At 75.3% G+C, this 22,505-nt stretch carries 16 protein-coding genes; 5 read left to right on the top strand and 11 right to left on the bottom strand.

Annotated features, from left to right (window positions below; genetic code table 11):
* Positions 1-153: 153 nt before the first annotated feature.
* The 5 genes from KBZ10_RS20790 to KBZ10_RS20765 all read right to left on the bottom strand — a co-directional run bounded on the left by KBZ10_RS20790 (position 154) and on the right by KBZ10_RS20765 (position 7,405).
* Positions 154-1,122, bottom strand: coding sequence for an LLM class F420-dependent oxidoreductase (locus KBZ10_RS20790; protein ID WP_210989186.1), 969 nt, complete (start codon positions 1,120-1,122; stop codon positions 154-156).
* Between the two features lie 338 nt (positions 1,123-1,460).
* Entirely contained in the window at positions 1,461-2,249 is a 789-nt protein-coding gene (locus KBZ10_RS20785) for a polyprenol monophosphomannose synthase (protein ID WP_307847529.1), read from the bottom strand.
* A 2-nt stretch (positions 2,250-2,251) separates the two neighbouring features.
* Positions 2,252-4,075 carry an apolipoprotein N-acyltransferase gene (gene lnt, locus KBZ10_RS29650; RefSeq protein WP_374223386.1) on the bottom strand — a complete coding sequence of 608 codons (1,824 nt, stop codon included), beginning with the start codon at positions 4,073-4,075 and terminating at the stop codon, positions 2,252-2,254.
* Positions 4,076-5,237: 1,162 nt separating this feature from the next.
* Positions 5,238-6,881: an amidohydrolase gene (locus tag KBZ10_RS20770; RefSeq protein ID WP_374223385.1), complete on the bottom strand. Its 1,644-nt coding sequence runs from the start codon at positions 6,879-6,881 to the stop codon at positions 5,238-5,240.
* A gap of 83 nt (positions 6,882-6,964) precedes the next feature.
* Positions 6,965-7,405 carry an Lrp/AsnC family transcriptional regulator gene (locus KBZ10_RS20765; RefSeq protein WP_210989184.1) on the bottom strand — a complete coding sequence of 147 codons (441 nt, stop codon included), beginning with the start codon at positions 7,403-7,405 and terminating at the stop codon, positions 6,965-6,967.
* A gap of 748 nt (positions 7,406-8,153) precedes the next feature.
* Between KBZ10_RS20765 and KBZ10_RS20760 the strand changes: the two genes are divergently transcribed.
* Together KBZ10_RS20760 and dhaL are read left to right on the top strand one after the other, a co-directional pair.
* The gene (locus tag KBZ10_RS20760; protein ID WP_210989183.1) at positions 8,154-8,588 is read left to right on the top strand and encodes a hypothetical protein; all 435 of its coding nucleotides are present in this window, start codon (positions 8,154-8,156) and stop codon (positions 8,586-8,588) included.
* A 927-nt stretch (positions 8,589-9,515) separates the two neighbouring features.
* Complete coding sequence (dhaL, locus tag KBZ10_RS30355) at positions 9,516-10,847, top strand: dihydroxyacetone kinase subunit DhaL (RefSeq protein WP_210989182.1); 1,332 nt, start codon at positions 9,516-9,518, stop codon at positions 10,845-10,847.
* A 361-nt stretch (positions 10,848-11,208) separates the two neighbouring features.
* Here the strand turns inward: dhaL and KBZ10_RS20750 are convergent, their stop codons facing one another.
* The 3 genes from KBZ10_RS20750 to KBZ10_RS20740 form a co-directional block, all read right to left on the bottom strand.
* Positions 11,209-13,290 carry a SpoIIE family protein phosphatase gene (locus tag KBZ10_RS20750; protein WP_247702704.1) on the bottom strand — a complete coding sequence of 694 codons (2,082 nt, stop codon included), beginning with the start codon at positions 13,288-13,290 and terminating at the stop codon, positions 11,209-11,211.
* Between the two features lie 209 nt (positions 13,291-13,499).
* Positions 13,500-14,474, bottom strand: coding sequence for an SCO0930 family lipoprotein (locus tag KBZ10_RS20745; RefSeq protein WP_210989181.1), 975 nt, complete (start codon positions 14,472-14,474; stop codon positions 13,500-13,502).
* A 132-nt stretch (positions 14,475-14,606) separates the two neighbouring features.
* The gene (locus KBZ10_RS20740) at positions 14,607-14,939 is read right to left on the bottom strand and encodes a LuxR family transcriptional regulator (protein ID WP_210989180.1); all 333 of its coding nucleotides are present in this window, start codon (positions 14,937-14,939) and stop codon (positions 14,607-14,609) included.
* A 210-nt stretch (positions 14,940-15,149) separates the two neighbouring features.
* Between KBZ10_RS20740 and KBZ10_RS20735 the strand changes: the two genes are divergently transcribed.
* A complete protein-coding gene (locus KBZ10_RS20735; RefSeq protein ID WP_210989179.1) occupies positions 15,150-15,554 on the top strand; it encodes a hypothetical protein in 405 nt (134 codons plus the stop codon).
* Positions 15,555-15,988: 434 nt separating this feature from the next.
* Positions 15,989-17,269 (top strand): D-alanyl-D-alanine carboxypeptidase family protein, encoded by a 1,281-nt coding sequence (locus KBZ10_RS20730; RefSeq protein WP_210989178.1) that lies wholly within the window; start codon positions 15,989-15,991, stop codon positions 17,267-17,269.
* 120 nt (positions 17,270-17,389) lie between these two features.
* On the opposite strand, the gene KBZ10_RS20725 is transcribed toward KBZ10_RS20730, so the two are convergent.
* From KBZ10_RS20725 to KBZ10_RS20715, 3 genes are all read right to left on the bottom strand, one after another.
* The gene (locus KBZ10_RS20725; RefSeq protein WP_210989177.1) at positions 17,390-17,953 is read right to left on the bottom strand and encodes a TIGR03086 family metal-binding protein; all 564 of its coding nucleotides are present in this window, start codon (positions 17,951-17,953) and stop codon (positions 17,390-17,392) included.
* A gap of 641 nt (positions 17,954-18,594) precedes the next feature.
* Positions 18,595-20,019 carry an NADP-dependent succinic semialdehyde dehydrogenase gene (locus KBZ10_RS20720; RefSeq protein ID WP_210989176.1) on the bottom strand — a complete coding sequence of 475 codons (1,425 nt, stop codon included), beginning with the start codon at positions 20,017-20,019 and terminating at the stop codon, positions 18,595-18,597.
* 276 nt (positions 20,020-20,295) lie between these two features.
* Positions 20,296-20,565, bottom strand: a complete 270-nt coding sequence (locus tag KBZ10_RS20715; protein ID WP_210989175.1) for a hypothetical protein — start codon at positions 20,563-20,565, stop codon at positions 20,296-20,298.
* Positions 20,566-20,806: 241 nt separating this feature from the next.
* Between KBZ10_RS20715 and KBZ10_RS20710 the strand changes: the two genes are divergently transcribed.
* The gene (locus KBZ10_RS20710; RefSeq protein WP_210989174.1) at positions 20,807-22,465 is read left to right on the top strand and encodes a catalase; all 1,659 of its coding nucleotides are present in this window, start codon (positions 20,807-20,809) and stop codon (positions 22,463-22,465) included.
* Positions 22,466-22,505: the final 40 nt, after the last annotated feature.

The raw sequence follows: 22,505 nt of genomic DNA, 5'->3' as shown, positions 1-22,505 counted from the left end.
GTCGACCACACCGGAGCTCCCGGCCGGGGAAGGACCCGGCCGGGAGCTCCGGTGTGGTCATGGGCGGTGCGGGGACGTGTCGTGTGCGGTGCGGAACGTGCCCAGCGGAACAGTCGTTGCGCGGGCGCCCGCGGCCGGCCCGCGGCCCGGCGGTCAGAACGCCTCGCGCAGTGCGGGCAGCAGGGTCTTCTCCGACCAGTCCAGGAAGGCGTGCTGGCTCTCGCCGCCGATCTGCACCAGGGCCACCTCGGTGAACCCGGCCTCGGCGAACGGCCGTACGGCCTCCACGAAGGCGGAGACGTCGTCACCGCAGGGAATGGCCTCCGCCACGTCGTCCGGGCGGACGAACTGGGTGGCCGCCTCGAAGGAAGCGGGCCCGGGCAGCTCGGAGTTGACCTTCCAGCCGCTGCCGAACCAGCGGAACTGCTCGTGGGCCCGGCGCACCGCCGCGTCCCGGTCGGTGTCGTAGCAGACCGGCACCTGGCCCACGCGGGGTTTGCCCGCGCCGCCGTACCGGTCGAAGGCCTCGAGGAGTTCCCGTTTCGGTTCGACGGCGATGACCAAGTCCGCCATGCGCCCCGCGAGTTCGCCGGACTGGTCGCCCGAGACGGCGATGCCGATGGGCGGGGGCTCGTCCGGGAGGTCCCACACCTTGGCGGACTCCACGTCGAAGTGGGTTCCGTGGTGGTTGACGTAACCGCCCCCGAAGAGCGCCCGGATGATGTCCACGGCCTCTTCGAGCATCTCGTGCCGTACATCCACCGCGGGCCAACCGCCGCCGGTGATGTGCTCGTTGAGGTTCTCCCCCGCTCCCAGGCCCAGCCGGAACCGGCCCTCGGAGAGCAGGTGCAGGGTCGCGGCCTTCTGTGCGACCACCGCGGGGTGGTAGCGCATCGTCGGGCAGGTGACGAACGTCATCAGCGGGATGCGGGAGGTCGCCTGGGCGGCGGCCCCGAGCACCGTCCATGCGTGCGGGGAGTGGCCCTGGCTCGTGAGCCAGGGGAAGTAGTGGTCGGAGGTGACGGAGAAGTCGAACCCGGCCTCTTCGGCGCGGACCACATGTCCGACCAGTTCACGCGGCCCGGCCTGCTCGGTCAGCATGGTGTAGCCGATATGTACCATGCACCCCGAATGCCCAGGGGGCGCGGGCGAAAACCTGCGGCGGAGCCCTCCGGTGGGCGTGCCCGGCGACGCGGCGCGGCGGGCACGGTGAGCCGCCGTGAGGGGCCGGAGCCCTCAGGAGCCGGGCGCGGGAACGCCCGGACGGCCCCGGTGCTGTGACCGGGAAGGTCTGCCGGGGAGCTCGCGGTGTCCGGCGCGGAGTGCCGTAAGGCGGAGTGCCGCCCGCGCACCGGATGTACGCGGGCGATGCGGCAACACGGCGCGGGGATCCCCCGGCCGAAGGGCGGGGAGTGCCGCACCGGGCACGGCGAGCCGGTGGGCCCTCCCGGTCACGGCTACTACCCCTCCCGGCGGGAGGCCGCGCGGCCCACGCGGTCCAGGACACGCTGCGCCCGAGCACCAACGCCCCAGGCGGTGACCCGCCACAGCGCCTCGACGAAGATGTCGCGGCTCATCTTGCTGTCGCCGATCTCCCGTTCGACGAAGGTGATGGGCACCTCGACGACGTGGAAGCCGGCCCTCACCGCCCGCCAGGCCAGATCGACCTGGAAGCAGTAGCCCTGCGAGGCGACGTCGTCCATGCCGAGCCCGCTGAGCGTCTCGGCCCGGAAGGCCCGGTAGCCGCCGGTGACATCGCGTACCGGGACGTCCAGCAGCAGCCGGGAGTAGACGCTGCCACCGCGGGAGATCAGCTGCCGTGACCGGGGCCAGTTGACGATCCGGCCGCCGGCCACCCAGCGGGAGCCGAGCACCAGATCGGCGCCCTTGAGGGCGGTGAGCAGCCGGGGCAGTTCCTCGGGCTGGTGCGAGCCGTCGGCGTCCATCTCGACGAGGACGCCGTAGCCCTGCTCGATCCCCCACCGGAAGCCGGCGAGGTAGGCGGCGCCCAGGCCCTCCTTGCCCCTCCGGTGCAGCACGTGGACGTGTCCGTCCTCGGCCGCGAGTTCGTCGGCGAGCTTGCCGGTGCCGTCGGGGCTGTTGTCGTCGGCGACGAGGACATGGGCCTCGGGGACGGCGGACCGCACCCGGTCCACGATCGGCTTGATGTTGCCGGCCTCGTTGTAGGTCGGAATGATCACCAGAACCGTGCCGAGCGGGCCGTGCCGCCGCTGTCCGCCGTCTGCCACTGCTATCCCCTCCGGTCCGTACGTCCTCGCCGGCCGAGCGCGATCGCGGCGACGCAGGACAGGAGGCCCACGATAGCGAGCACCCATTCGGGCGCCGCTCCCATTCGATCAGCGACGGTCGTGTCGTCGCGCAGCGGAAGGTCCGCGGTGATCACATCGCGGGTGAACTCCTCGGTGCGCTGGTCGATCACACCGTCCGGCCGCACCACCGCACTGATCCCGCTGGTGGCGGCGGTGACGACGGCGCGGCCGTGCTCGACGGCGCGCAGCCGGGACATCACGAGCTGCTGCTCCGGCTGCCCCGTGCGGCCGTAGGTGGCGTTGTTGGTCTGGATGACGAGGGCGCGGGCCCCGGCGTTGACCGTGTCGCGGACGATCTCGTCATAGGCGACCTCGAAGCAGATGACGTCGCCGAGCCGCGCCGGTCCGGTCTGCAGGACTCCGGTGGTCCCGCCGGGGTAGAAGTCGCGCGGCACCCGCTGGAGCCGGGTGATGACCTTGCTGAGCTGCTCGCGGAACGGCACGTACTCGCCGAACGGCACCGGGTGCTGCTTGGTGTAGGAGGCGCCGGGGCCGCTCTCCGGGTCCCAGACGATGCCCTGGTTCTCGACGTAGCCCTCCTTGGTGGGGTGGTCGACGAGGGCCCCGACCAGGATGGGGACGCCGACGGCACGGGCCGCCTCGTCCATCCGGGCGCCCGCCTCCGGGTACCGGAAGGGGTCGAGATCGGAGGCGTTCTCCGGCCAGATGACCAGGTCGGGGCGCTCCTCCCGGCCGGCTTCGACCTCCCTGGCCAGGTCGAGGGTGGCCTCGACGTGGTTGTTCAGGATGAGCATGGGGCGGCCGAGGAAGTCCATCCCGGGCTGCTGGACGTTTCCCTGGACCACGGCGATCCGGACGGTGTCGTCGGGGTCCGTGGGCACCGGGACCGCGTACCCGGCCAGGGCCGCGGCCAGCGCCAGCACGGCGGGCAGGACGGCCCGCGGGAGGACGGCCCGGCCGGCCGCCGGGCGGGCGCGGCCGGTGGAAGGGCCGGTGGAGGGGCCGGCGCTCGGGTCCGGCACCGCGCCGGCGGGGCTGTCCTGCCCGGCCGGGGCCTCCTCACCGGCCGGGCCGTCCGGCTGCCCCGGACCGTCCCGGCCGTCCCGGGCGGTGCGCGGTCCGGTCCGCAGCCCGCGCGCGAGCGCCAGGGCGGCCGAGCCGAGCAGGGCGCCGCTCAGGGCGACGGCGAAGGTGACGAGCACCGCGCCGCCGAGCGCCGCGAGCGGCAGATAGGGCGAGCCGGTGACGCCGAACGCCAGCCGTCCCCAGGGGAAGCCGCCGAACGGCAGCCGGTCACGCGCCCACTCCTCGGCGACCCACAGGCAGGCCGCCCACAGCGGCCACAGCGGCAGCCGGGAGGTCAGGGCGAGCCCTGCGCCGAGCGCGCTCAGGAACAGCGCCTCGATGACGGAGAGGCCGAACACGGCGTCATAACCGATGACATGCAGCCAGCGCAGGAGGACGAAGAAGAAGGGCAGTCCGAAGGCGAAGCCGGTCCAGGCGCCCTGCCGCGCGGTGCGGCCGCGCGTCAGCAGACCGAGCGCGGCGACGGCGGGCAGGGCGAGCGGCCACAGGTCGTACGGCGGGAAGGCGAGGGCCAGGCCGGTTCCGCTCACGGCGGCGAGCGCACTCCGGGGCGCCTCGCGCCGCACCAGCCGCCCGGTCCGGCGCAGCCGCCCCGGCCGCCCCGGGCGGGCCGGACCGGCGGCGGCCGCGGGCTCCGCGGCCGGGGGCGCACCGGCCTCCGGGCCGGGCCCGGAAACGGATTCCGCGACAGGCGCCACGGCACCCTCCGCACCGGTCGCCGGGGCGGATCCCGCCGGGCCCTCGGGGGGCGGGCGGTCCCCGGAGGGGCGGTCCGTATCGGTGGCGGGGCCCGAATGCACGGTGGCGTGCCTTCCTGCAGGTCGTGCGCTGATGAGGTGACGGTACCCCGCCGTCCGCCGAAAGGCGGAGTCCTGCCGGTTCTTCCCGGCCGGGCCCGGGGCCGCGGGCATGGCGCGCACCGGCGCCCCTGAAGGCCCGGGAGGCGGACGGGGTGCGGAGCCACGGCCGCCGTCGCCGCGCTCGGTCTGCTGACGCGCGGCCGCAGGCACCCGGATCCCGGCCGGAGGGCGCGGGCCTCTGACGGCCCGGGCGCCGCCACGGGACCGCGGATCCACGGCCGGGACCGGGGCCGGGGTCCGCCGAGCGGCCGGGCCCCGCCCGGGTCACACCTGCCGACCGGCCGGCATCCTCCCGGACCGTGGGACGACAGGGCCGCCGGACCGCGTCACCACCGCACGGAAACCACACGACCACGGCGGCCGGGACGGGAAACCATCGCGCCACCGGGGCGGGGGCCTCGACATGGCCGGGGACGGGACCGCGGAGCCGGGGGCCGCGGGGCCCGCTGCGCGGGCACGAGGCGGCGGAGCCGTGGAGCGGCGGTTCCCGGGCGGGCTGTGGGGGGGGCGGGCGCCCCGCGGGCCCAGGGGCGGAGAGCCGGGACGGAACCGGTCACCGGAACGACGGGGCCCCGCAGCGGGAGGCGCTACGGCGGGGCCCGGTGCCCTTCGGGCCGACCCGGGACCCGCTGGCTGCGGGCCGACCGAAGCCGTTGTCTACTGAGCGTCCGGGCCCCACCCGGGTCGCACCTGCCGACCGGCCGGAATCCTCCCCCGTCCCCTGGCGCGGAGGCTGGACCTGGCTCCCAGTGGCGGCACACCGTGCCGGTGCACCACCCGTGGCCCAGCGGCGCTCGACGACTGCGCGGAGATTCCCCGGTCGGACGTCCTGTGGTGGACGCGGCCGAACCTACCGGCCGCCGACCGCTTTCTGTCAACACTCCTCTGACCTGCGTCGTTGTGGCAACCCAGCAGGTCAGTGGGGAAGATCCGCAGGTAGCGGCGGAAACACGGGTCCGGCCGGCCCCGCCGGACGGCACCCGGACGGCACTCCGGCACATCACTCGTTCGGGCGGGTGTACACCGTGCGTCCGCCGACCACCGTCCGCAGGCACACCGGCAGCGGTCCCCCGGGCAGGAGTTCGGGCAGGCCGGGGGTGCCGGAGCGGGGGTCGGTGGACCAGGCCGCCACGCGCTCGTCCGGGGTCTGGACGACGAGGTCGCCGCTCTCCCACACCGCGTAGTCGGCGGGCGCGCCGGGGACCAGGACCCCGGCGTCGTCGTGCCCGGCGGCACGCCAGCCGCCCCGGGTGTGGGCGGTGAAGGCTCCGCGGACGGTGATGCGGTGCTCGGGGGTGCGGTGGAAGGCGGCGGCGCGCACGGTGCCCCACGGGTCGAACGGGGTGACGGGGCTGTCGGAGCCGAACGCGAGCGGCACACCGGCGCGCAGCAGCGCGGCGTACGGGTTGAGGGTGCGGGCCCGCCCGGCACCGAGCCGCCGCGCGTACATGCCGTCCTCGCCGCCCCAGGCGGCGTCGAACGCGGGCTGCACGGAGGCGGTGAGGGCCAGTTCGGCGAAGGCGGCGACCGTCTCCGGGGTGAGCATCTCGGCGTGCTCGACGCGGTGCCGCGCGGCCCGCACCCGGTCGGGCCCGAGCTTCGCGGCGGCGGCCCGCACCCCCGTGACGACGGTGCTCAGCGCCGCGTCGCCGATGGCGTGGAAGCCGGCCTGGAGTCCGGCCTCGGTGCAGGCGGCGACATGGGCGGCGACCTCGGCGGCGTCCAGCTGCGCGGCGCCGGTGTGCGGGGCGTCGGCGTACGGCTCGTGCAGGTGCGCGGTGTGCGAGCCGAGCGAGCCGTCGGCGAAGAGGTCGCCGGCCGCGCCGACGGCGCCCAGGCTCCGGATCCGCTCCGCGTCCTTCGCGTTCGCGACGGGTTCTGCCCAGTAGCCGACGACGCGCGGGCCGGGCTCGGCCGCGGCGAGGGCGAGCAGCGCGGTGAAGTCGTCCTCGCCGGAGATGTCGGGCCCGGCGCACTCGTGGAGCGAGCCGATGCCCCGCGAGGCGGCATGGGCGCGGGCGGCGCGCTGGGCGTCGGCGCGGGAGCCGGGGGTGACGGCCGCCAGGGCGGCGCGCCGTACGGCGTGGTGCGCGTCCCCGGTGAGCGGCCCGTCGGCCCGGAAGCCGGCGAGGGCGCCGACGCCGGGCACGCGGTCGAGCAGGGCGCTGGTGACGACGGCAGAGTGGGCGTCGACGCGGCTGAGGTAGAGCGGCCGGCCGCCGGTGGCCGCGTCCAGTTCGGCACGGGACGGGGGCCGGCCCTCGGGCCAGGAGGCGGTGTCCCAGCCGTGGCCGAGCAGCACCCGGTCGCCGGGGCGGGCCGCGGCGTGGGCGCGTACGAGGTCCAGGGCCTCGGTGAGGCCGCGGGCACCGGAGAGGTCGAGGCCGGTCAGGGCGAGGCCGGTGGCGGTGAGGTGGACGTGCGCGTCGGTGAAGGCCGGGGTGACGAGGGCCCCGCCGAGCCGGACGACCTCGTCGACGCCGTCGGCGAAGGCGTCCGCGGCCCCCTCGGAGCCCACCCAGGCGACGCGGCCGTGCTCGACGACCATCGCGGTCGCGAACGGGTCGGCGGGGCTGTGGACCGTCCCCCCGCGCAGCAGCACGGTGCGGTCGTCGTCGGCCTGGAGGGGGGAGCGGTCGTTCACTGGGGCTGCCTCACCGGATCGTCGCGTCGGGGCGGAATCGGCTCCCAGTGTCGCCCCACCGAGCGGCCGGACGCGCCCCGGGGTCAGACGCGGGGCGGGCGCGCCTCGTACGGGGTGGAGAGGACGACGGTCGTGCGGGTGGACACCCCGGCCAGCGAACGGATCCGGCTGAGCAGGTGTTCGAGCTCCAGGGGCGTCGCGACGCGGACCTTGAGGATGTAGTTCTCGTCCCCCGCCACGCTGTGGCAGGCCTCCAGCTCGGGCACTCCCGCGAGCCGGTCGGCGATGTCGTCCGGCGCGCTGGGGTCGAAGGGCTTCACGGAGATGAACGCGGTGAGCGGCAGCCCGACGGCTTCGGGGTCGACGACGGCCCGGTAGCCGCGGATCACCCCTCGCTGCTCCAGCCGGCGGACACGCTGATGCACCGCCGAGGTGGACAGGCCGGTGGCCTTGCCCAGGTCGGTGTAGCTCATGCGCCCGTCCTTGACGAGCAGTTCCACGATCTGCCGGTCCAGTTCCTCCACAGCCGTAGAACCTACAGCGTCACCGCCTCCGCGAGACACACGCCTTTCGGGCACGCGTGCGCCGTCCGCGGCCCGGAGCCCGTACCGTCGCCGCCGGACTTCCCGGCACACCCTCCGGTCGCGGCGGCGGCCGCCTTCGCCCTCGCCCCCTCGCCCCCTCGCTCCTCGCGCCTCGCCCCTCGCGCCGTGCGGCACACCACCGGCCCGGCGGCCGCGCGCGACGGCGATCCCGCGGCGGCCCGGGCGGCCGGTCCGCCGGAGGCCGCGAGGGCGGCGGCACGCCCGGGTCCGGCCGCGCGCCGCTGTCCACGTCCCGCGGGAGCCGGCCCGCCGGCCGACGCCGGGCGCGGCCGCCCGGCGGATCCAGGGGGGCGGCGCAGGTCAGGACCGGGCCCGCCGGGCGCGGCGGGCCGGGGCGGCGCGCCGCGATTCCCGGCACGCGGAAGGGCGGGGCCGCCCCGGCACACGGGAGGGTGCGCCGTCCCGGCTCCCGTTCCGCGGCGGGGAGGCGGGCGCCCCGTCCCGGGGAGGCGGGCGCCGGGCCGGGCGGCGCACCGGCAAGTGCCGCGCACGGCACAGCCGTTGAGCCCAGGTCAGCGGCTTGCCACCCACGTCGTGTGATGAAGACCACACCCCTGGTGCCCGGTCCGCGGAAGTGCCGCGATTACCCGCGCCGAGGCGCGGGAAAAGTCTGCTGTGGTCGAGGCCACAGCGCCTCACCGTCCCATCGAGGGGGAGAGAAGAACATATGCGCAGCGTGAAGCGCCCTGGTCGCGGCGACCGCGACCGGACATCCGCCGTCGCCGCCGACTTCCGGCCGCAGGACGTCGAAGCGGCCGGCGACGGCGACGAGGACAGCACCCACGAGACCTACGAGATGTTCCGGGTGACCTGCCCGGACTGCGCGCGCCCCATCGCGCTCCTCGCCGACGAGGAGGTCCTGCCCGAGCACGCGCTCTGCCCCAGCCCGTGGAACCCCTTCGGTCTCACCGTCTGCCCGGGCACCGGCCGGAACATCGCCGAGGCGTCCCCGGCCGACGACTCGCTGGACGCCCATGAGCAGGACGCGGCACTGCTGCTGACGCTCCCCCAGAGCCTGGACTGGCGGACCCAGCCCTTCTCGCACATCGGCGGGCCCGGCTCGCGTCCGCTCCGCCTTCCCCCGATGCGGCACCGGGCCTGACCGCCCCCGGGGCGCCGCCCGGACCGTCCCGCCCGCGCCGTAGGCGTCACGTCCCGCCCGCGCCGGCCCCTCCCGGCGCGTGGCGTCCCGCCGTCTCCGCCCTGAGTCCGCCGGATCCCGCTGCGTACGCGCGGCGGGAGGACCCGCGTCCGCGGATTCCGCCGGCGGGCGTGACGGCGGCACGACCGCCGGGACCGTCAAGGAAGAGCCCGCCGCGCCGGGTTGGCGCCCGGCCGGTGCCGCGGGCGGCCGGCGGCTGCCCGCCCCCATCAGCACGCCCGGGCTTTGAGCCGGTTCCGCGCCGCCCGGCGCGCCTCGGGGTCCGAGCGGCGGACGCGCCGGTCCGTGGCCCTCCGCTCCCGGCGGAAGCCGGTGGCCGTCGGAAGGGCCCGCCCCCGCCCCTCCGTCCGGACCGGGCGGAGGTTCCCCTGCCCGGCACGCCGTTACGCCCGGGGGACGCGCGGTCGGACGACGCGGCCGGGCCGACAGCCGGAGCACGCCAACAGCCGGAGCACGGAGCCCTAGCCGTGGTCCCCCATGCGCTGATGACAACGTCGTCTGCTGCTGAGGGATATGACGGTCCACCGGAGCCCGTGCCCCCGGTCGGTCCAGCCGGCCGGCACGCCTCCCGTCCCCTCGCCCCCGCCGGGACGGCACCGCCGCTCCGGCGGCGCCGGGGCTCCAGAGGCACCGGCGCGCGCCGGAGTCCGGTGACGGAAGCGGAAGCCCCTCACCGGATCGCGGTGCGCCACGGCCGCGCGGCGCGAACCCGGCGGCGCGCGACGGCGGCGCACGACGCGACACGCGCACCGACAACCCGATCAACGCCGTCGACGGGCGGGGCCGCGGCCTCCAGACTGGACGGGTTCCGTACGGGCCGCCCCTCCCGGCTCCCGTACCAGCCGCCGCGAACCGAGGAGTTCCACCATGACCGCGTCCCCGGACTCCCCCGCCCCCGTGCTCGACACCGCCTTCTTCCGCCGCTGGCTGGACCTCGCCGCCGCCGCGATCCGGCGGGAGGCGGACCATCTCACCGATCTCGACTCGGCCATCGGAGACGCCGACCACGGCTCCAACATGCGGCGCGGTTTCGACTCCGCCTCCGCTTCCGAGGCGTACGCGGCGGCCGCGACGCCGGGCGCTCTGCTCAAGGGGTTCGGCACCCATCTGATCGGCAAGGTCGGCGGCGCGTCCGGCCCGCTCTACGGAACGGTGCTGCGCCGCGCCGCGAAGGCACTCGGCGAGGACGCGACCGTATCGCCGCAGGCCCTGGGCGAGGCCCTGGCGGCCGCCGTGGCCGGGGTGCGGAGGCTCGGTGACTCCGGGCCCGGGGACAAGACCATGGTGGACGCCCTCGCCCCGGCGGCGGAGGCGTACCAGCGGGCCCTCGGGGAGGGCGCGCCGCTGACCGAGGCGCTGGCGGCGGCGGCCGGCGCCGCCCGGGAGGGGGCCGGGGCGACGGTCCCGATGCGGGCGCGCCGTGGCCGTGCCAGCTATCTCGGCGAGCGGAGCATCGGCCACCAGGATCCGGGCGCCACATCCACGGCCCTGCTGTTCACCGCCCTGCACGAGGCGGCCGGCGGCCCCGCCCCAGAGGCGGGAGGGACCACCGGAACCGCCACGGGCACGGGTGCCGGAACCGGCGGGCAGGCCGGAGCCGGGGCGGGAGCCCGGGCCGGAAGCGGAGGCCCAGCCGGGACCGAGGCCGAGGCCGGGACCGAGGCCGAGGCCGGGACCGAGGCCGGGACCGAGGCCGGGACCGAGGCCGGAGCCGGAGACAGGGCCGGGGACAGGGACAGGGCCGGGGACAGGGACGGGGCCGAAGCCGATCGGGCAGCTGCCGGCCGCGCACCGGGCCGGGTCGGGGTGGTGCTCGTCTCGCACAGCCGTGAAGTGGCCCGGTCCACCGCCGACTTGGCCCGGGACTTGGTGGGTGCCGGAGATCCCTCGCCGGTCGTCCCCGCGGGCGGCGCGGAGGCCGGGGGCATCGGCACCAGCTCGGAGCTGGTCCGCCGGGCGGTCGCACGGGCGGACGAGGGTGCGGGGGTCGTGGTGCTCTGCGACATGGGCAGCGCGGTGCTCACCGTCAAGACGCTGCTGGCCGACACGGGCCCGGACGCGCTTCCCGAGGGCGTACGGATCGCGGACGCGCCGTTCGTCGAAGGTGCGGTGGCGGCCGTCGTCACGGCGTCCGCCGGGGCGGATCTCGGCATGGTGCTGTCGGCAACCGACGACGCCCGTACCTTCCGCAAACTCTGACCACGCTGTTCCGGCGGACCGGGCAGCCGCCCGCGCCCGCTCCCGTTCGCAGCGTGCCCGGAGCGGCCCGCGCACCGTTCATCGGTCCGGGCCGCCCCGGCCGCCGGGGAACGGGCCGTCCCACTCCGGCCGCCGCAAGGCGCTCCCCGTGCCCCGGGGTCGGGAGCCGGAACGCGGTGGAGGAGAGCGCGGTGGACCGAGCGCGGGTCCGGAGCGCACGGCCCGGTGGGCCGGCCGGGCCGGTTCGCTCCGGGCCTCCGGTACCCGACTTCCACAGGCATCCGGCCTCTGGTACCCGACTTCCGCGGGCATCCGGCATCCGGCATCCGGCATCCGGCATCCGGCATCCGGCATCCGGCTGTCAGTGTCCCGCCGTGGTGCCGAATTCACACCAGACCGCCTTGCCCGGCCCGCGGGACTCCACGCCCCAGACATCGGTCAGCATGTCGACCAGCAGCAGCCCGCGCCCGGAGGTTCCCGCGTCACCGGGCTGGCGGCGGCGGGGCCAGCCGCTGGAACGGTCCTGGACCTCCAGCCGGAGCCGGCGCTCGGCCCCGGGCAGCATGAGGACGGTGACCACGGCACCGCCGTCGGTGTGCAGCAGGGAGTTGGTGATCAGCTCGTCGGCGACCAGTTCGATGTCGTCCGCCCGGTCGGTGATGCCCCAGGCGCGTACCGCCTCGCGGAGCATGTGCCGGGCGGTGGCCAGGGATTCCGGGTCCGCCGGGGCGACGTGCTGGTGGAGCCGCCGCCGCAGGTGGGGTGCCGGGGCCCCCACCCGGCGCATCAGCAGCAGGGCCGTGTCGTCGTCACCGGTCCGGTACCCGAGGGCGCTGGGCAAGTGGTCGGCGAGTTCCTCGAGGTCGTACGGGCCGGTGGTCACGGCCTCGATGAGCTCCCTGCGGCCCTCGTCCAGGTCGGTGCCGGGCTGCTCGATGAGCCCGTCGGTGTAGAGGACCAGGGTCTCGTCCGCGCCGAGTTCCACCGGCGTCACCGGATACTCCAGCGCGTCGAACTCGGCCGACAGCCCCAGCGGCAGGCCACCGGCCACCGGGAGCGGGCGGCAGGTGCCGTCGGCCTGCCGCAGCAGCGGGTCGAGATGGCCGGCCCGGACGATCCGCAGCTCACCCGCGAGCGGGTCGGCCTCGGCGTAGAGGCAGGTGGCGAAGCGGTCGCCGCCCAGTTCCTGGAGGAAGACGGAGGCCCGGGCCATGACCGTGGCGGCCGAGTGCCCCTCGGCCGCGTAGGCCCGGAGGGCGATGCGCAGCTGGCCCATGACGGCGGCCGCCTTGATGTCGTGCCCGGTGACGTCCCCGACGATCGCACCGACCTTCCCGCCGGGCAGCGGGACCAGGTCGTACCAGTCGCCGCCCAGCTCGCGGCGGAGGCGGGCCGCGCGGTAGCGCACGGCCACCTCGGCTCCCGGGACTGCGGGGATGCGCGGCAGCATGGTCTGCTGCAGGCCCTCGGCGATCTCGTGTTCGTGGTCGAAGAGTATGGCCCGCTGGAGGCTCTGGGCGAGGGAGCTGCTGAAGCCGATGTAGGAGCCGCGGTCCTCGGGAGTGAAGGGCACCTCCTCGCTGAAGAGGATGCCGACCGCGCCCAGCGTCCGCGACTGGGCGACCAGCGGCAGATAGGCGGCCGAGCCGAACTCCAGCGGCTCCAGGTGCGGCCACAGCCGCGGGTAGCGTTCGGCGTACTCCTGGCGGGAGCCGATCAGCCGGAGCTCCCTGGTGCGCACCACCTCGCACATGGGGTTCTCGTCGTCGAGCGCCGAGTACTCCGGCACCGGCACCGCGCCGACCCGGCCCCGGGTGACCAGGTGGAGCCGGCCGCCCTCCACCAGCCCCAGCATCAGGGTGACGGGTCTCTCGGGGACGGTGCCGATGCCGCCGCCGATGCTCTCCAGAACCTCGATGACGTCCCGGACGGTCAGGGCCCGGCTGAGGGCGGCGGCGGTCATCTCGATCCCGATGACGGGCGGGCGGTGCCCGACCTCCACGGCGCCCCGCTCAACGGCGCTGGTCAGCTCCTGGGTCGCATCGCGGACGATGCCGACGATGCGCCGCGGCCGGCCGGTTTCCTCGGGCAGAAAGTGGCCCTGGCCGTGGGCCCAGCGCAGCGAGCCGTCACGCCGGCGGATGCGGAAGTAGGTGCCGTGGGCCTCGCGGCCCCTCGCCAGGGCTTCGTCCACGACGGCGTCGATGCGGTCGGACTCCTCCTGGGTGAGCCGGCTGATGAGCGAGTCGGCGTCGCCGGGGTACTCCTCCGGCCGGAGATCGAAGATGTCCAGGGCCACCGGGTCCATCTGCATGCGGCCGCTCTCGATGTCCCATTCGAAGAGGCCGATGCGGTTGAGGGCCAGGTTCCTGGCGGTGTCGGGGGGCAGGCGGGTGTCGCCGCCGGGCGGCCCCGCACGTGGGGCCGCGTCTCGTTCCACCATGTGGCCTCCCGACGCGGTCGACCGCCGTCGGCGGTGCGCCGGCTTCGCAGGTACGACCTCCAAGGCCACTGTGTCACCTCCGGTCCGGATGCACGACCGGTGAGATGCCCGAGCGTGACGGCCCCGTGACGGCTTCCGCCCCGCCGGGTGGTCCGGCGGGGCGGGAAGAGGCAGGGGTTCCGGGCGCGTGGCTCGCCCGGCGCGGGCCGTCAGTCCTTGATCAGCTTTCCGCTGGGGGCCACGGTGAACCAGGTGCCGCCGACGCCCTGGCCGTTGGTGTCGCCCGGCTTCTCGTCACCGGTGTACCAGTACAGCGGCCAGCAGTCGATGGACAGCTGCTTGCTGCCGTCCGCCCGCTTGAAGGTGGTCAGCAGCTTGGGGTTGACGTCCTCGACGTCCTTCAGATCGACCGGTCGGGCGGGCTTCCACAGTTCCTCGCACTTGCCGACGCAGTTGGACTTCATCGGCCAGGCGCTGTCCTTGGTGAACCGGTAGAGCGTGCGGCCCTCGGCGTCGCGCAGGATCTCGCCGAGCTTCGCGTCCTTGACCGCCGAGATGGCGGGCAGGTCCGCTCCGGCCCCGGTACCGCCGGCGGGGGCGCTGCCCGCGGGCTCGCCGCCCGTCTCGCTGCCGGGCTCCGCCTTCTTGCCGTCCGGTGCCGCCGCGTGCCAGGTGCCGCCCACTCCCTGGCCGTTGGTCTGCCAGGGTTCGGTGTCCTTGGCGTAGCGGTACATCGGCCAGCCGTCCACGGTCAGCTGCTTGGTGCCGTCGGACCGGGTGACCTCGCCCAGCAGGGCCTGGTCGATACCACTGGTCGAGGAGACGTCGGCGGCCGGGACCGGCGGCCACGCCTTGACGCAGTCACCCTCGCAGTTGGACTTCGGCGGGTTCGCGGTGTCCTTGTCGAAGCGGTACAGGGTGAACCCCGCGCTGTCGGTCAGGACCGGCCCGAGTTCCTCGCTGTCACCGATGGTCAGCTGCCCCGCGGGCTTGGCCTTCTGCGCAGCGCCGGTGCTGCCGCCTGCTCCGTCAACACCTCCCGTGTCCTGCGGAACGGCGGCCTCCGCCTGGCCCGCCGGCTGCGCCGCGTTCGCACCGGCGCCGCCCGGCTCCTGGCCGCAGGCGGTCAACAGCATCACCGCCGACGCCGTCACCGCGATCGAGGCGCTCTGCCACTTCCTCATCATCTTCTCCTGCGATCCGCATTCCCGTCCGGCGCGGGTGTGCGCCTCTGACGGCAGGAGGTACGGACCGTGACCGCCCGTGTGTTCAATGTCCCCAGCAGAAACTTCGGCGGCGGTGCGGCCGGCTGCGGATCAGTTCCCGGCCACGGTGAGCAGGACCACCGAGTCCTCCAGCACCTCCAGTTCGTGGCGGGTGTCCGGGAGCAGGATCAGATCGCCGTTGGTCCCCTCCGTGACGTCGCCGGGGCCGGTGCCCACCCGGACCCGCCCGGTCAGCACGAGCACGGTGGCCTCGCCCGGGCTGTCGTGCTCGGTGGGCCCCGCTCCTCCGCGCAGCGCGATGACGGTCTGCCGCAGCCGGCGGCCGCGCCCGGGGAAGACGGTGACGGCGGCGCGGCCGCCCTCCCTCCGGTACGCCGCCGCCAACTGCTCCCCGGCCGTTGCCCTCAGCGAAAGCATCTCCATGCCCCAACTGTGCTGCGTGTGGTGAGCGGCCGCATCCCTTGGCCTCCGGCCGCCCGCGGCCGGTACTCCCCCGGGCGGCCGAGAGGAGGGGGAGCCACGGAAACAATTAGTAGGCTTATCGGGTTACTTATCGGTATGCCTGGTGGGCCGGCGGGTCGCCGGGGGCCAAGGTGCATCACGAGAACGTGTTGAACCGGCCCTGGAGGACCCATGCGCGTGTTGACCAGATATCTGTCCGTCGCGGCGGCGGCGGGAATCATCGCGGCGGTACTCGTGGGCGCCAAGATGGCGTCGTCCGAGGACACTTCGGCCGGCGACGGGAGCGACAAGCCGTCCGCCTCCGTACCCTCCGAACTGCCCGCCCCCCTGTCCTTCGCCTACGGGGAGACCCGGCCGGAACAGCAGATCGACACCCCCCGGGTGGGCATCTGCTACCCCTTCGACGGCGTCGTGCCCACGGCGTTCCGCAACGACACCGAGCTGGCCGCCCAGCTCTACCCGGCCGCCGACTGCGGAGGCGAGCCGGGCGTCCTCATGTCGCCGGGCGAACAGCGCACGGGCACCGCCGCCGGCCGCGGGGTCGTGTTCGTCGTCCCCGCGACACAGGCGGGCTGACGACGCGGCGGCGGCCCTGCCGGTCCTCCCCCGGACCGCCGCTGGTCCAGCCCTCCGGGCCCGGCCCCGGACCCCCGCGCCCCGGACCCCCACGCCCAGGACCTCACCGCCGGGGTTCCGCCTTCCGCCGGGACGGCCCCCGGATACCCCGGCACCACCGCTTCCACCCGGCGGACCCGTCCCCGGCCCCGCCCCGCCGCCCGCCCGCCCGCCGGACGGACGGACGGGGCGGGGCGGCTCCGGACGCCGGCACGCCGCCCGGCCCCGGAGGGACGGCCGGCCCGGCGGCGTTCGTGCTGCCCGCACGGCGGCACGCGCACCGGCACACCGTCACCTGGCTTGCGCGGCACGGGATTTGGCGTGGCGTCGGGACAGCGGCCCGGATGGAGCAGGAACACGCGGCAGGCCCGGCGGACCGTTCCTACGGTGCAGATATGGACAAGTCCCCCGGAATCATCCCGCGGAGCGGTGTCGCGGCCCTCGCCCTCCTCGCCCTCCTCACCGGCTGCACCGTGCCCACGGCGCACGCGGACGAACGGCAGGACGGCCGGCACGGCCCCCGCTCGGCGGTCCGCGACACCCGGCCCCTGTCCGCCCCCGGCCTCCATCTGCCGGGCGGCAGAGCGGCGAAGACCCTCCCCCGGGACCTGTCCGCCCGGTCGTGGATGGTCTCCGACGCCCGTACCGGCCGGGTCCTGGCCGCCCGGAACGCCCATCTCAGACTCCCGCCCGCCAGCACCCTCAAGATGCTGTTCGCCCTCACCCTGCTGCCGAAATTCCCCCAGGACGACCTGCGCACCGTGCGGGACGCGGACCTCCGGGCCGTGGGCGCCGGCAGCAGCATGGTCGGACTGCGGCCGGGCCGCCGGTACACGGTCGCCGATCTCTGGCGCGGGGTCTTCCTCGCTTCCGGCAACGACGCGGTGCACGTCCTGGCCGCGATGAACGGCTCGGTGGAGAACACCGTCCGGCAGATGCGGGCCAGGGCACGGATGCTCGGCGCGCTCGACACCCGGGTGGTCTCACCCGACGGCTACGACGCCCCGGGCCAGGTGTCCTCGGCGTACGACCTGAGTCTCTTCGCGCGCGCGGGGCTCGCACAGCCGTACTTCGCGCGCTACGCCGGCCTGGCCACCACGCGCTTCCCCACCGGCCGGGACGCGCGGGGGCGGCCCCTCGGCACCTTCGCCGTCCAGAACACCAACCGGCTGCTGAGCGGCGGGCCGGGAGTGGAGCCGTACCCCGGGCTCATCGGAGTGAAGAACGGTTACACCACCCACGCGGGGAACACCCTGGCGGCCGCCGCACGGCGGGACGGGCGCACCCTGCTCGTCACCGTCATGAACCCGCGGTCCGGCCGCCCCCACGCCGTCTACGAGGAAGCGCGGTCCCTGCTGGACTGGGGCTTCTCCATCGCCGACGACGCCCCCTCGGTCGGCACCCTCAACCCTCCGCCGGCCGAACACGCCTCCGAGCCGCACCACGGGCCGCCGGCGGCCGTGCGGAGCGCCGGCACCGCCACCGTGCCGGAGAACGACACCACCTCCGGAACCGGGCGGCTGCTGCCGTACGCCGGGGCGGCCGCCGCTCTCTGCGCAGCGCTGGCCTGGGCCCTGCGGCAGCGGGTGCGCCGCCGGCGGGCCCGGAGGGCGGCGTTCGCGGCCGGGTACCGGGGCCCGCGGGGGCGTGGCCGGAGCGACGGCGGATCGTGGTGAGCCCCCGGCGCCGCCCGCACCGGGCGGCGCCGGAGCAGCCCCGTCGCCGGGACGGCGGCCGTGCGGGGCCGCGCCCGGCCCGGGTGCGGCCCCGCTGGACAGGAGCAGCACCCGCCCGGGTCACGGCTTCCGGCCGAGCAGGGCGACGAGCCGGTCCTGCGCCCCGGCACCGTCCGGCACCGGCACCGGTGCGGCGAAGAGACCGGAGCCCTGCCAGCCGGCCGCCTCCGGCTCGACCCGCTCGTACACCGTCGCGGCGAGTTCGTCGCCGAGGGCGTCGTCGTCACCGATGCCCCGGGCCAGGTCCCAGGCGTGCACGGTGAGATCCGTGGTCATCTGCCAGCCGTAGGCGGTGGTGGGCGTCTCCCCGCCGCTGGTGTGGACCCGGCCGTCCAGCGCGCCGGGCCGGTGGAAGGCGGCGTGCGACTCCGCGGCGGCCCGCTCCCAGGCCGCGACGGGGTCGTCGCCGAGCACATCGCCGTCGAAGCGGTCGCCGACCTCGGCCAGGGTGGCTCCGCGCAGCAGCCGGGGGGCCCACAGATGCTCGCCGGTCAGGTGGTTCACCAGGTCGCGCACCGTCCATGCGGTGCAGGGGGTGGGGTCGCCCCACTGGTCCGCGCGGATCCGGTGCACCCGGCGGTCGAACTCCAGCCACGCGGTGTCGAAGGCGTCGAGCAGGTCCATCGGTCAGTTCGCCGCCGTTCCGCCGACCGGGCTGGGATTGGGCTGCGGCTCCGGTGTGGGCTCGGGATGGTTCGGGCCGGGCGGGACGGGCGGGATCGGGTCCGGCTCCGGTACGGGCGTGGGCCCCGGGTTGGGACCGGGCGTCGGCCCGGGCCCGGGGCCGGGCGGCGGGGTGGGGGCCGGCGGCACCGGTTCCGGTACGGGACGGGGGCCGGGCCCCGGCGGCGGGGTCGGAGCCGGGGGTACGGGGTCGGGGTTCGGGCTCGTCATCGAGGTCTCCCAGTTCGTGGTCCGGCGGGTATGCCCCGGCGGCGGCCCGCCGGGGACGGGGGGACGCGTACCCGGCCCGGGGGCCCTTCACCCCGGCCGCTCCCCCCATTCGGGCGCATCCGGGGCCGGGTGGTTCCGTTCCCGGCCGGGAACCACCGGCCTGCCGGGCCCGGCCCGGCCGTGGGCCGCGCGCACGCGGCGCCCGGCCCGGCGGCCGCCTGCCTCCGGGCGCCCGGTTCCGCCCGTACGGGCCGGGCCACGGAAGCCGGGCGGGGGCACGGGCGCGGCGCGGCCCGGCGCGGCGCGGCCCGGCCCGGCGCGGCCCGGCGCGGCGCGGCCGAACCGCGGCGGCCCGCCCCCTTCCGGGCCGTTCACTCCACGGCGGCGGGCCCGGTCTCGGCGTGCGAGGGCCCGTACCAGACCGCGGTGGCGTTGCAGAACTCGCGGATGCCGTGCCCGGCCAGCTCGCGCCCGTAACCCGACCGCTTGACGCCGCCGAAGGGCAGCGCGGGATGCGAGGCCGTCATGCCGTTGACGTACACGGCGCCCGCTTCGAGATCACGGACGAAGCGCCGCTGCTCCTCCGGGTTGCGGGTCCAGACATTGGAGCTGAGCCCGAACGGGGTGTCGTTGGCCAGCTGCACCGCCTGGTCCGTGCCGGAGACCCGGTAGACGGAGGCCACCGGCCCGAACGCCTCCTCGCGATGAATGCGCATCGAAGGGGTGACGTCCGCCAGCACCGTGGGCTCGTAGAACCAGCCGTCCGGCAGCCCCTCCGGCCGACGGCCACCGCAGAGCACGCTCGCCCCGCCCGCCCGTGCGTCCTCGACCAGCTCCTCCAGGTCCGCCCGGCCGCGCTCACTGGCGAGTGGCCCGACGTCGGTGGACTCGTCCATCGGGTCGCCCACGGTCAGCTCCCTCATCGCGGCGGTGAACCGGCCCACGAAGTCGTCGTAGACGTCCGTGTGCACGATGAAGCGCTTGGCGGCGATGCACGACTGGCCGTTGTTCTGCACCCGCGCGGTCACGGCGGTCCTCGCCGCTTCGGGGATGTCGGCGGAGGACATGACGACGAACGGGTCGCTGCCGCCCAGCTCCAGCACCGTCTTCTTCACGGAGTCCCCGGCGATCGAGGCCACCGAACGGCCGGCTGGCTCACTGCCGGTGAGGGTGGCGGCGGCGACCCGCGGGTCCCGCAGGATGCCCTCGACGGCGCCGGAGCCGACCAGCAGTGTCTGGAAGCAGCCTCCCGGGAAGTCCGCCCGGCGGAACAGGTCCTCCAGGTAGAGGGCGGTCTGCGGCACGTTGGAGGCGTGCTTGAGGAGGGCCGTGTTCCCCGCCATCAGGGCGGGTGCCGCGAAGCGGATCACCTGCCAGAGCGGGAAGTTCCACGGCATGACGGCCAGGACGACCCCGAGCGGGCGGTAGCGGACGTACGCGCGGACGGCCCCCGCGTCCTCGATGTCCGCGGCCGCCGGCTCCTCGTCCGCCAGCAGGGCCTCGGCGTTGCGGGCGTACCAGCGCATCGCCCTGACGCACTTGGCCGTCTCGGCGCGGGAGGCGGCCAGGGTCTTGCCCATTTCGGTCGTCATGGTCCGCGCGATGTCCTCCTGCTCCTCCTCCAGCAGACCGGCCGCGCGGTTCATCAGCTCGGCGCGCCTGCCGAAGCCGGTGAGGCGGTAGGTGTGGAAGGCCCGGCGCGCCCGGTCGATCCGCTCGCCGGTCTCCGCGCCGCCGAGGGGGTCGTAGGTCTTCAGCGTCTCGCCGGTGGCCGGGTTGACGGTGGCGATGGCCATGGTGGGGTCTCCTCCTGGGACGCGGCGGACGGCGCACCGGTCCACGGAACCCACCGGTGCGCTTCTGTGGCAGGTACCCCGTCTCCCCGGCTTACTCCACCGCCGGGCCCCGGCCCCCGGAAGCCGGGCGTGCGGCCGGCGGCGGACCGTGGACGGCGGACGCGGAAAGCGGCGGGAAAGCTCCCCCGCCGGTGAGGCCGCTGCCGCCCGGCCGGGCGGCTGCGCCCCGGCGATCCCCGGCACGCCCGGGGCGGGGTGAGCCGCGGTCCCCGCCGGTCAGGTGCGGTCGGGGGAGGTGAGGCCCTCCAGCCAGGACCGGCGCCCGGAGACCTCCAGCAGCAGGAGCAGGCGGGTGAACGGGTCCCATTCGCGGTCCGTCTCGGCCGCGGCCGGGCCGGGCGCGGCCGCCCGCGTCGTCCCCGCCGTGCCCGGCACCGGACCGGTGGCGGGCGGGGCTCCGCCCGGCGCACCGGCGCGGGGGCCGCCCCGGCGCTGCGGCCCGGTCGGATCCGGGCCGCCGCCCCGCCGTGCCTGATGTGCTGTCATCGCGCACTCCACAGCGTCCGAGGGGCGGTTGAGGGGGCGGTTCGCCCGGGAAGAACCATCCTCGCTCCGGAGCGACCGTCACTGCAAGTACATCTGCAATTACGGCGATGCCGCTCCCGCGGAACCGGAGGAACGCCCTTCCTTCTGCTGTTAGGCCGCCCTCCCATCGGGGTACGCACACGCAGCCGCTCGCGGCAATCGGCGCGGCGCGGCGCACCGACGAGCGAAGGAGCCCAGCACCGTGACGGACGTGGAGAAGAAGGGCGCCGGCCGGGGGGACGAGAGGCCGGTGCTCACGAACCGGCAGGGGCACCCGGTCTACGACAACCAGAACCAGCGCACCGTCGGTCCGCGCGGACCGGCCACCCTGGAGAACTACCAGTTCCTGGAGAAGATCAGCCACTTCGACCGGGAGCGGATCCCGGAGCGCGTCGTCCACGCCCGCGGCGTGACCGCGTACGGCTACTTCGAGGCGTACGGCGCCTGGGGCGACGAGCCGATCGACCGCTACACCCGCGCCAAGCTCTTCCAGGAGCGCGGCAAGCGCACCGACGTCGCGGTCCGCTTCTCCACCGTCATCGGGGGCCGGGACTCCTCGGAGGCCGCCCGGGACCCGCGCGGCTTCGCGGTGAAGTTCTACACCGAGGACGGCAACTGGGACCTGGTGGGGAACAACCTCGCCGTCTTCTTCATCCGGGACGCGATCAAGTTCCCGGACGTGATCCACGCGCTCAAGCCCGACCCGGTCACGTTCGAGCAGCAGCCGAACCGCATCTTCGATTTCATGAGCCAGACGCCGGAATCGATGCACATGCTGGTCAATCTGTTCAGCCCGCGCGGCATCCCGGCGGACTACCGCCACATGCAGGGCTTCGGGGTCAACACCTACAAGTGGGTGGATGCCCACGGCGGCACCAAGCTGGTGAAGTACACCTGGATGCCCAAGCAGGGCGTGCGCAGCATGACGGAGGAGGACGCCGCCAACGTGCAGGCCGAGTCCACCGGCCACGCGACGAAGGACCTCTACGAGGCCGTGGCGCGCGGCGACCACCCGGAGTGGGAGCTGCTCGTCCAGATGATGGACGACCACGAGCACCCGGAGCTGGACTTCGACCCGCTGGACGACACCAAGACCTGGCCCGAGCAGGACTTCCCGCCCAGGCCGGTGGGCCGGATGGTGCTCGACCGGATGCCCGCCAACTACTTCGCCGAGAACGAGCAGATCTCGTTCGGCACCGGTGTGCTGGTCGACGGGCTGGACTTCTCGGACGACAAGATGCTCGTCGGCCGGACCTTCTCCTACAGCGACACCCAGCGCTACCGGGTGGGCCCCAACTACCTGCAACTGCCGGTGAACCAGGCCAGGAACGCCCCGGTCCGCACCCACCAGCGCGACGGCCAGATGGCGTACCACGTCGACGGCGGCGCGGAGAACACCCACATCAACTACGAGCCGTCGGCGCTGGGCGGGCTGCAGGAGGCGGCCTACCCCACCCATGACGACCAGGGCCCCGAGATCCGCGGCAAGCTGACCCGCAAGCGCATCCCCCGCACCAACGACTACCTCCAGGCCGGGCAGCGCTATCTGCTGCTGGAGGAGTGGGAGCGCGACGACCTGGTCCGGAACTGCGTCACCCTGCTCTCCCAGTGCGACCGCCCGGTGCGGGAGCGCATGCTCTGGCACTTCCTGCTGGTGGAGAACGACCTCGGGCTGCGGGTCGGCGAGGGGCTGGGGATCGACACCCCGGAGGTGGCGCATCTCGAACCACTGCCGGGCCAGCAGCTGACCGAGGAGGACCAGCGGCGGCTGGCGAATCTCGGCAAGAACCCGCCGCGCGACGTCTCGGGCCTCACCATGACGCACTGCGTCCCGGACGAGCGGCATGTCGTGACGCGTTGAGGAACGCGGACGGCGTCCGGCCCGGCCCTCCACCGCCTGC

The organism is Streptomyces sp. F63 (genome assembly GCF_018070345.1).
GTDB lineage: Bacteria > Actinomycetota > Actinomycetes > Streptomycetales > Streptomycetaceae > Streptomyces.
The sequence above is the reverse complement of the archived record's forward strand: the minus strand, read 5'-3'. Positions and strand labels throughout refer to the sequence as shown.

Excerpts from the sequence above, each read along its gene's own strand:
- KBZ10_RS20790 (WP_210989186.1), bottom strand. The coding sequence starts at position 1,122 with ATGGTACATATCGGCTACACCATGCTGACCGAGCAGGCCGGGCCGCGT.
- KBZ10_RS20760 (WP_210989183.1), top strand. The coding sequence starts at position 8,154 with ATGCGCAGCGTGAAGCGCCCTGGTCGCGGCGACCGCGACCGGACATCC.
- dhaL (WP_210989182.1), top strand. The coding sequence starts at position 9,516 with ATGACCGCGTCCCCGGACTCCCCCGCCCCCGTGCTCGACACCGCCTTC.
- KBZ10_RS20750 (WP_247702704.1), bottom strand. The coding sequence starts at position 13,290 with ATGGTGGAACGAGACGCGGCCCCACGTGCGGGGCCGCCCGGCGGCGAC.
- KBZ10_RS20745 (WP_210989181.1), bottom strand. The coding sequence starts at position 14,474 with ATGAGGAAGTGGCAGAGCGCCTCGATCGCGGTGACGGCGTCGGCGGTG.
- KBZ10_RS20740 (WP_210989180.1), bottom strand. The coding sequence starts at position 14,939 with ATGGAGATGCTTTCGCTGAGGGCAACGGCCGGGGAGCAGTTGGCGGCG.
- KBZ10_RS20735 (WP_210989179.1), top strand. The coding sequence starts at position 15,150 with ATGCGCGTGTTGACCAGATATCTGTCCGTCGCGGCGGCGGCGGGAATC.
- KBZ10_RS20730 (WP_210989178.1), top strand. The coding sequence starts at position 15,989 with ATGGACAAGTCCCCCGGAATCATCCCGCGGAGCGGTGTCGCGGCCCTC.
- KBZ10_RS20725 (WP_210989177.1), bottom strand. The coding sequence starts at position 17,953 with ATGGACCTGCTCGACGCCTTCGACACCGCGTGGCTGGAGTTCGACCGC.
- KBZ10_RS20720 (WP_210989176.1), bottom strand. The coding sequence starts at position 20,019 with ATGGCCATCGCCACCGTCAACCCGGCCACCGGCGAGACGCTGAAGACC.
- KBZ10_RS20715 (WP_210989175.1), bottom strand. The coding sequence starts at position 20,565 with ATGACAGCACATCAGGCACGGCGGGGCGGCGGCCCGGATCCGACCGGG.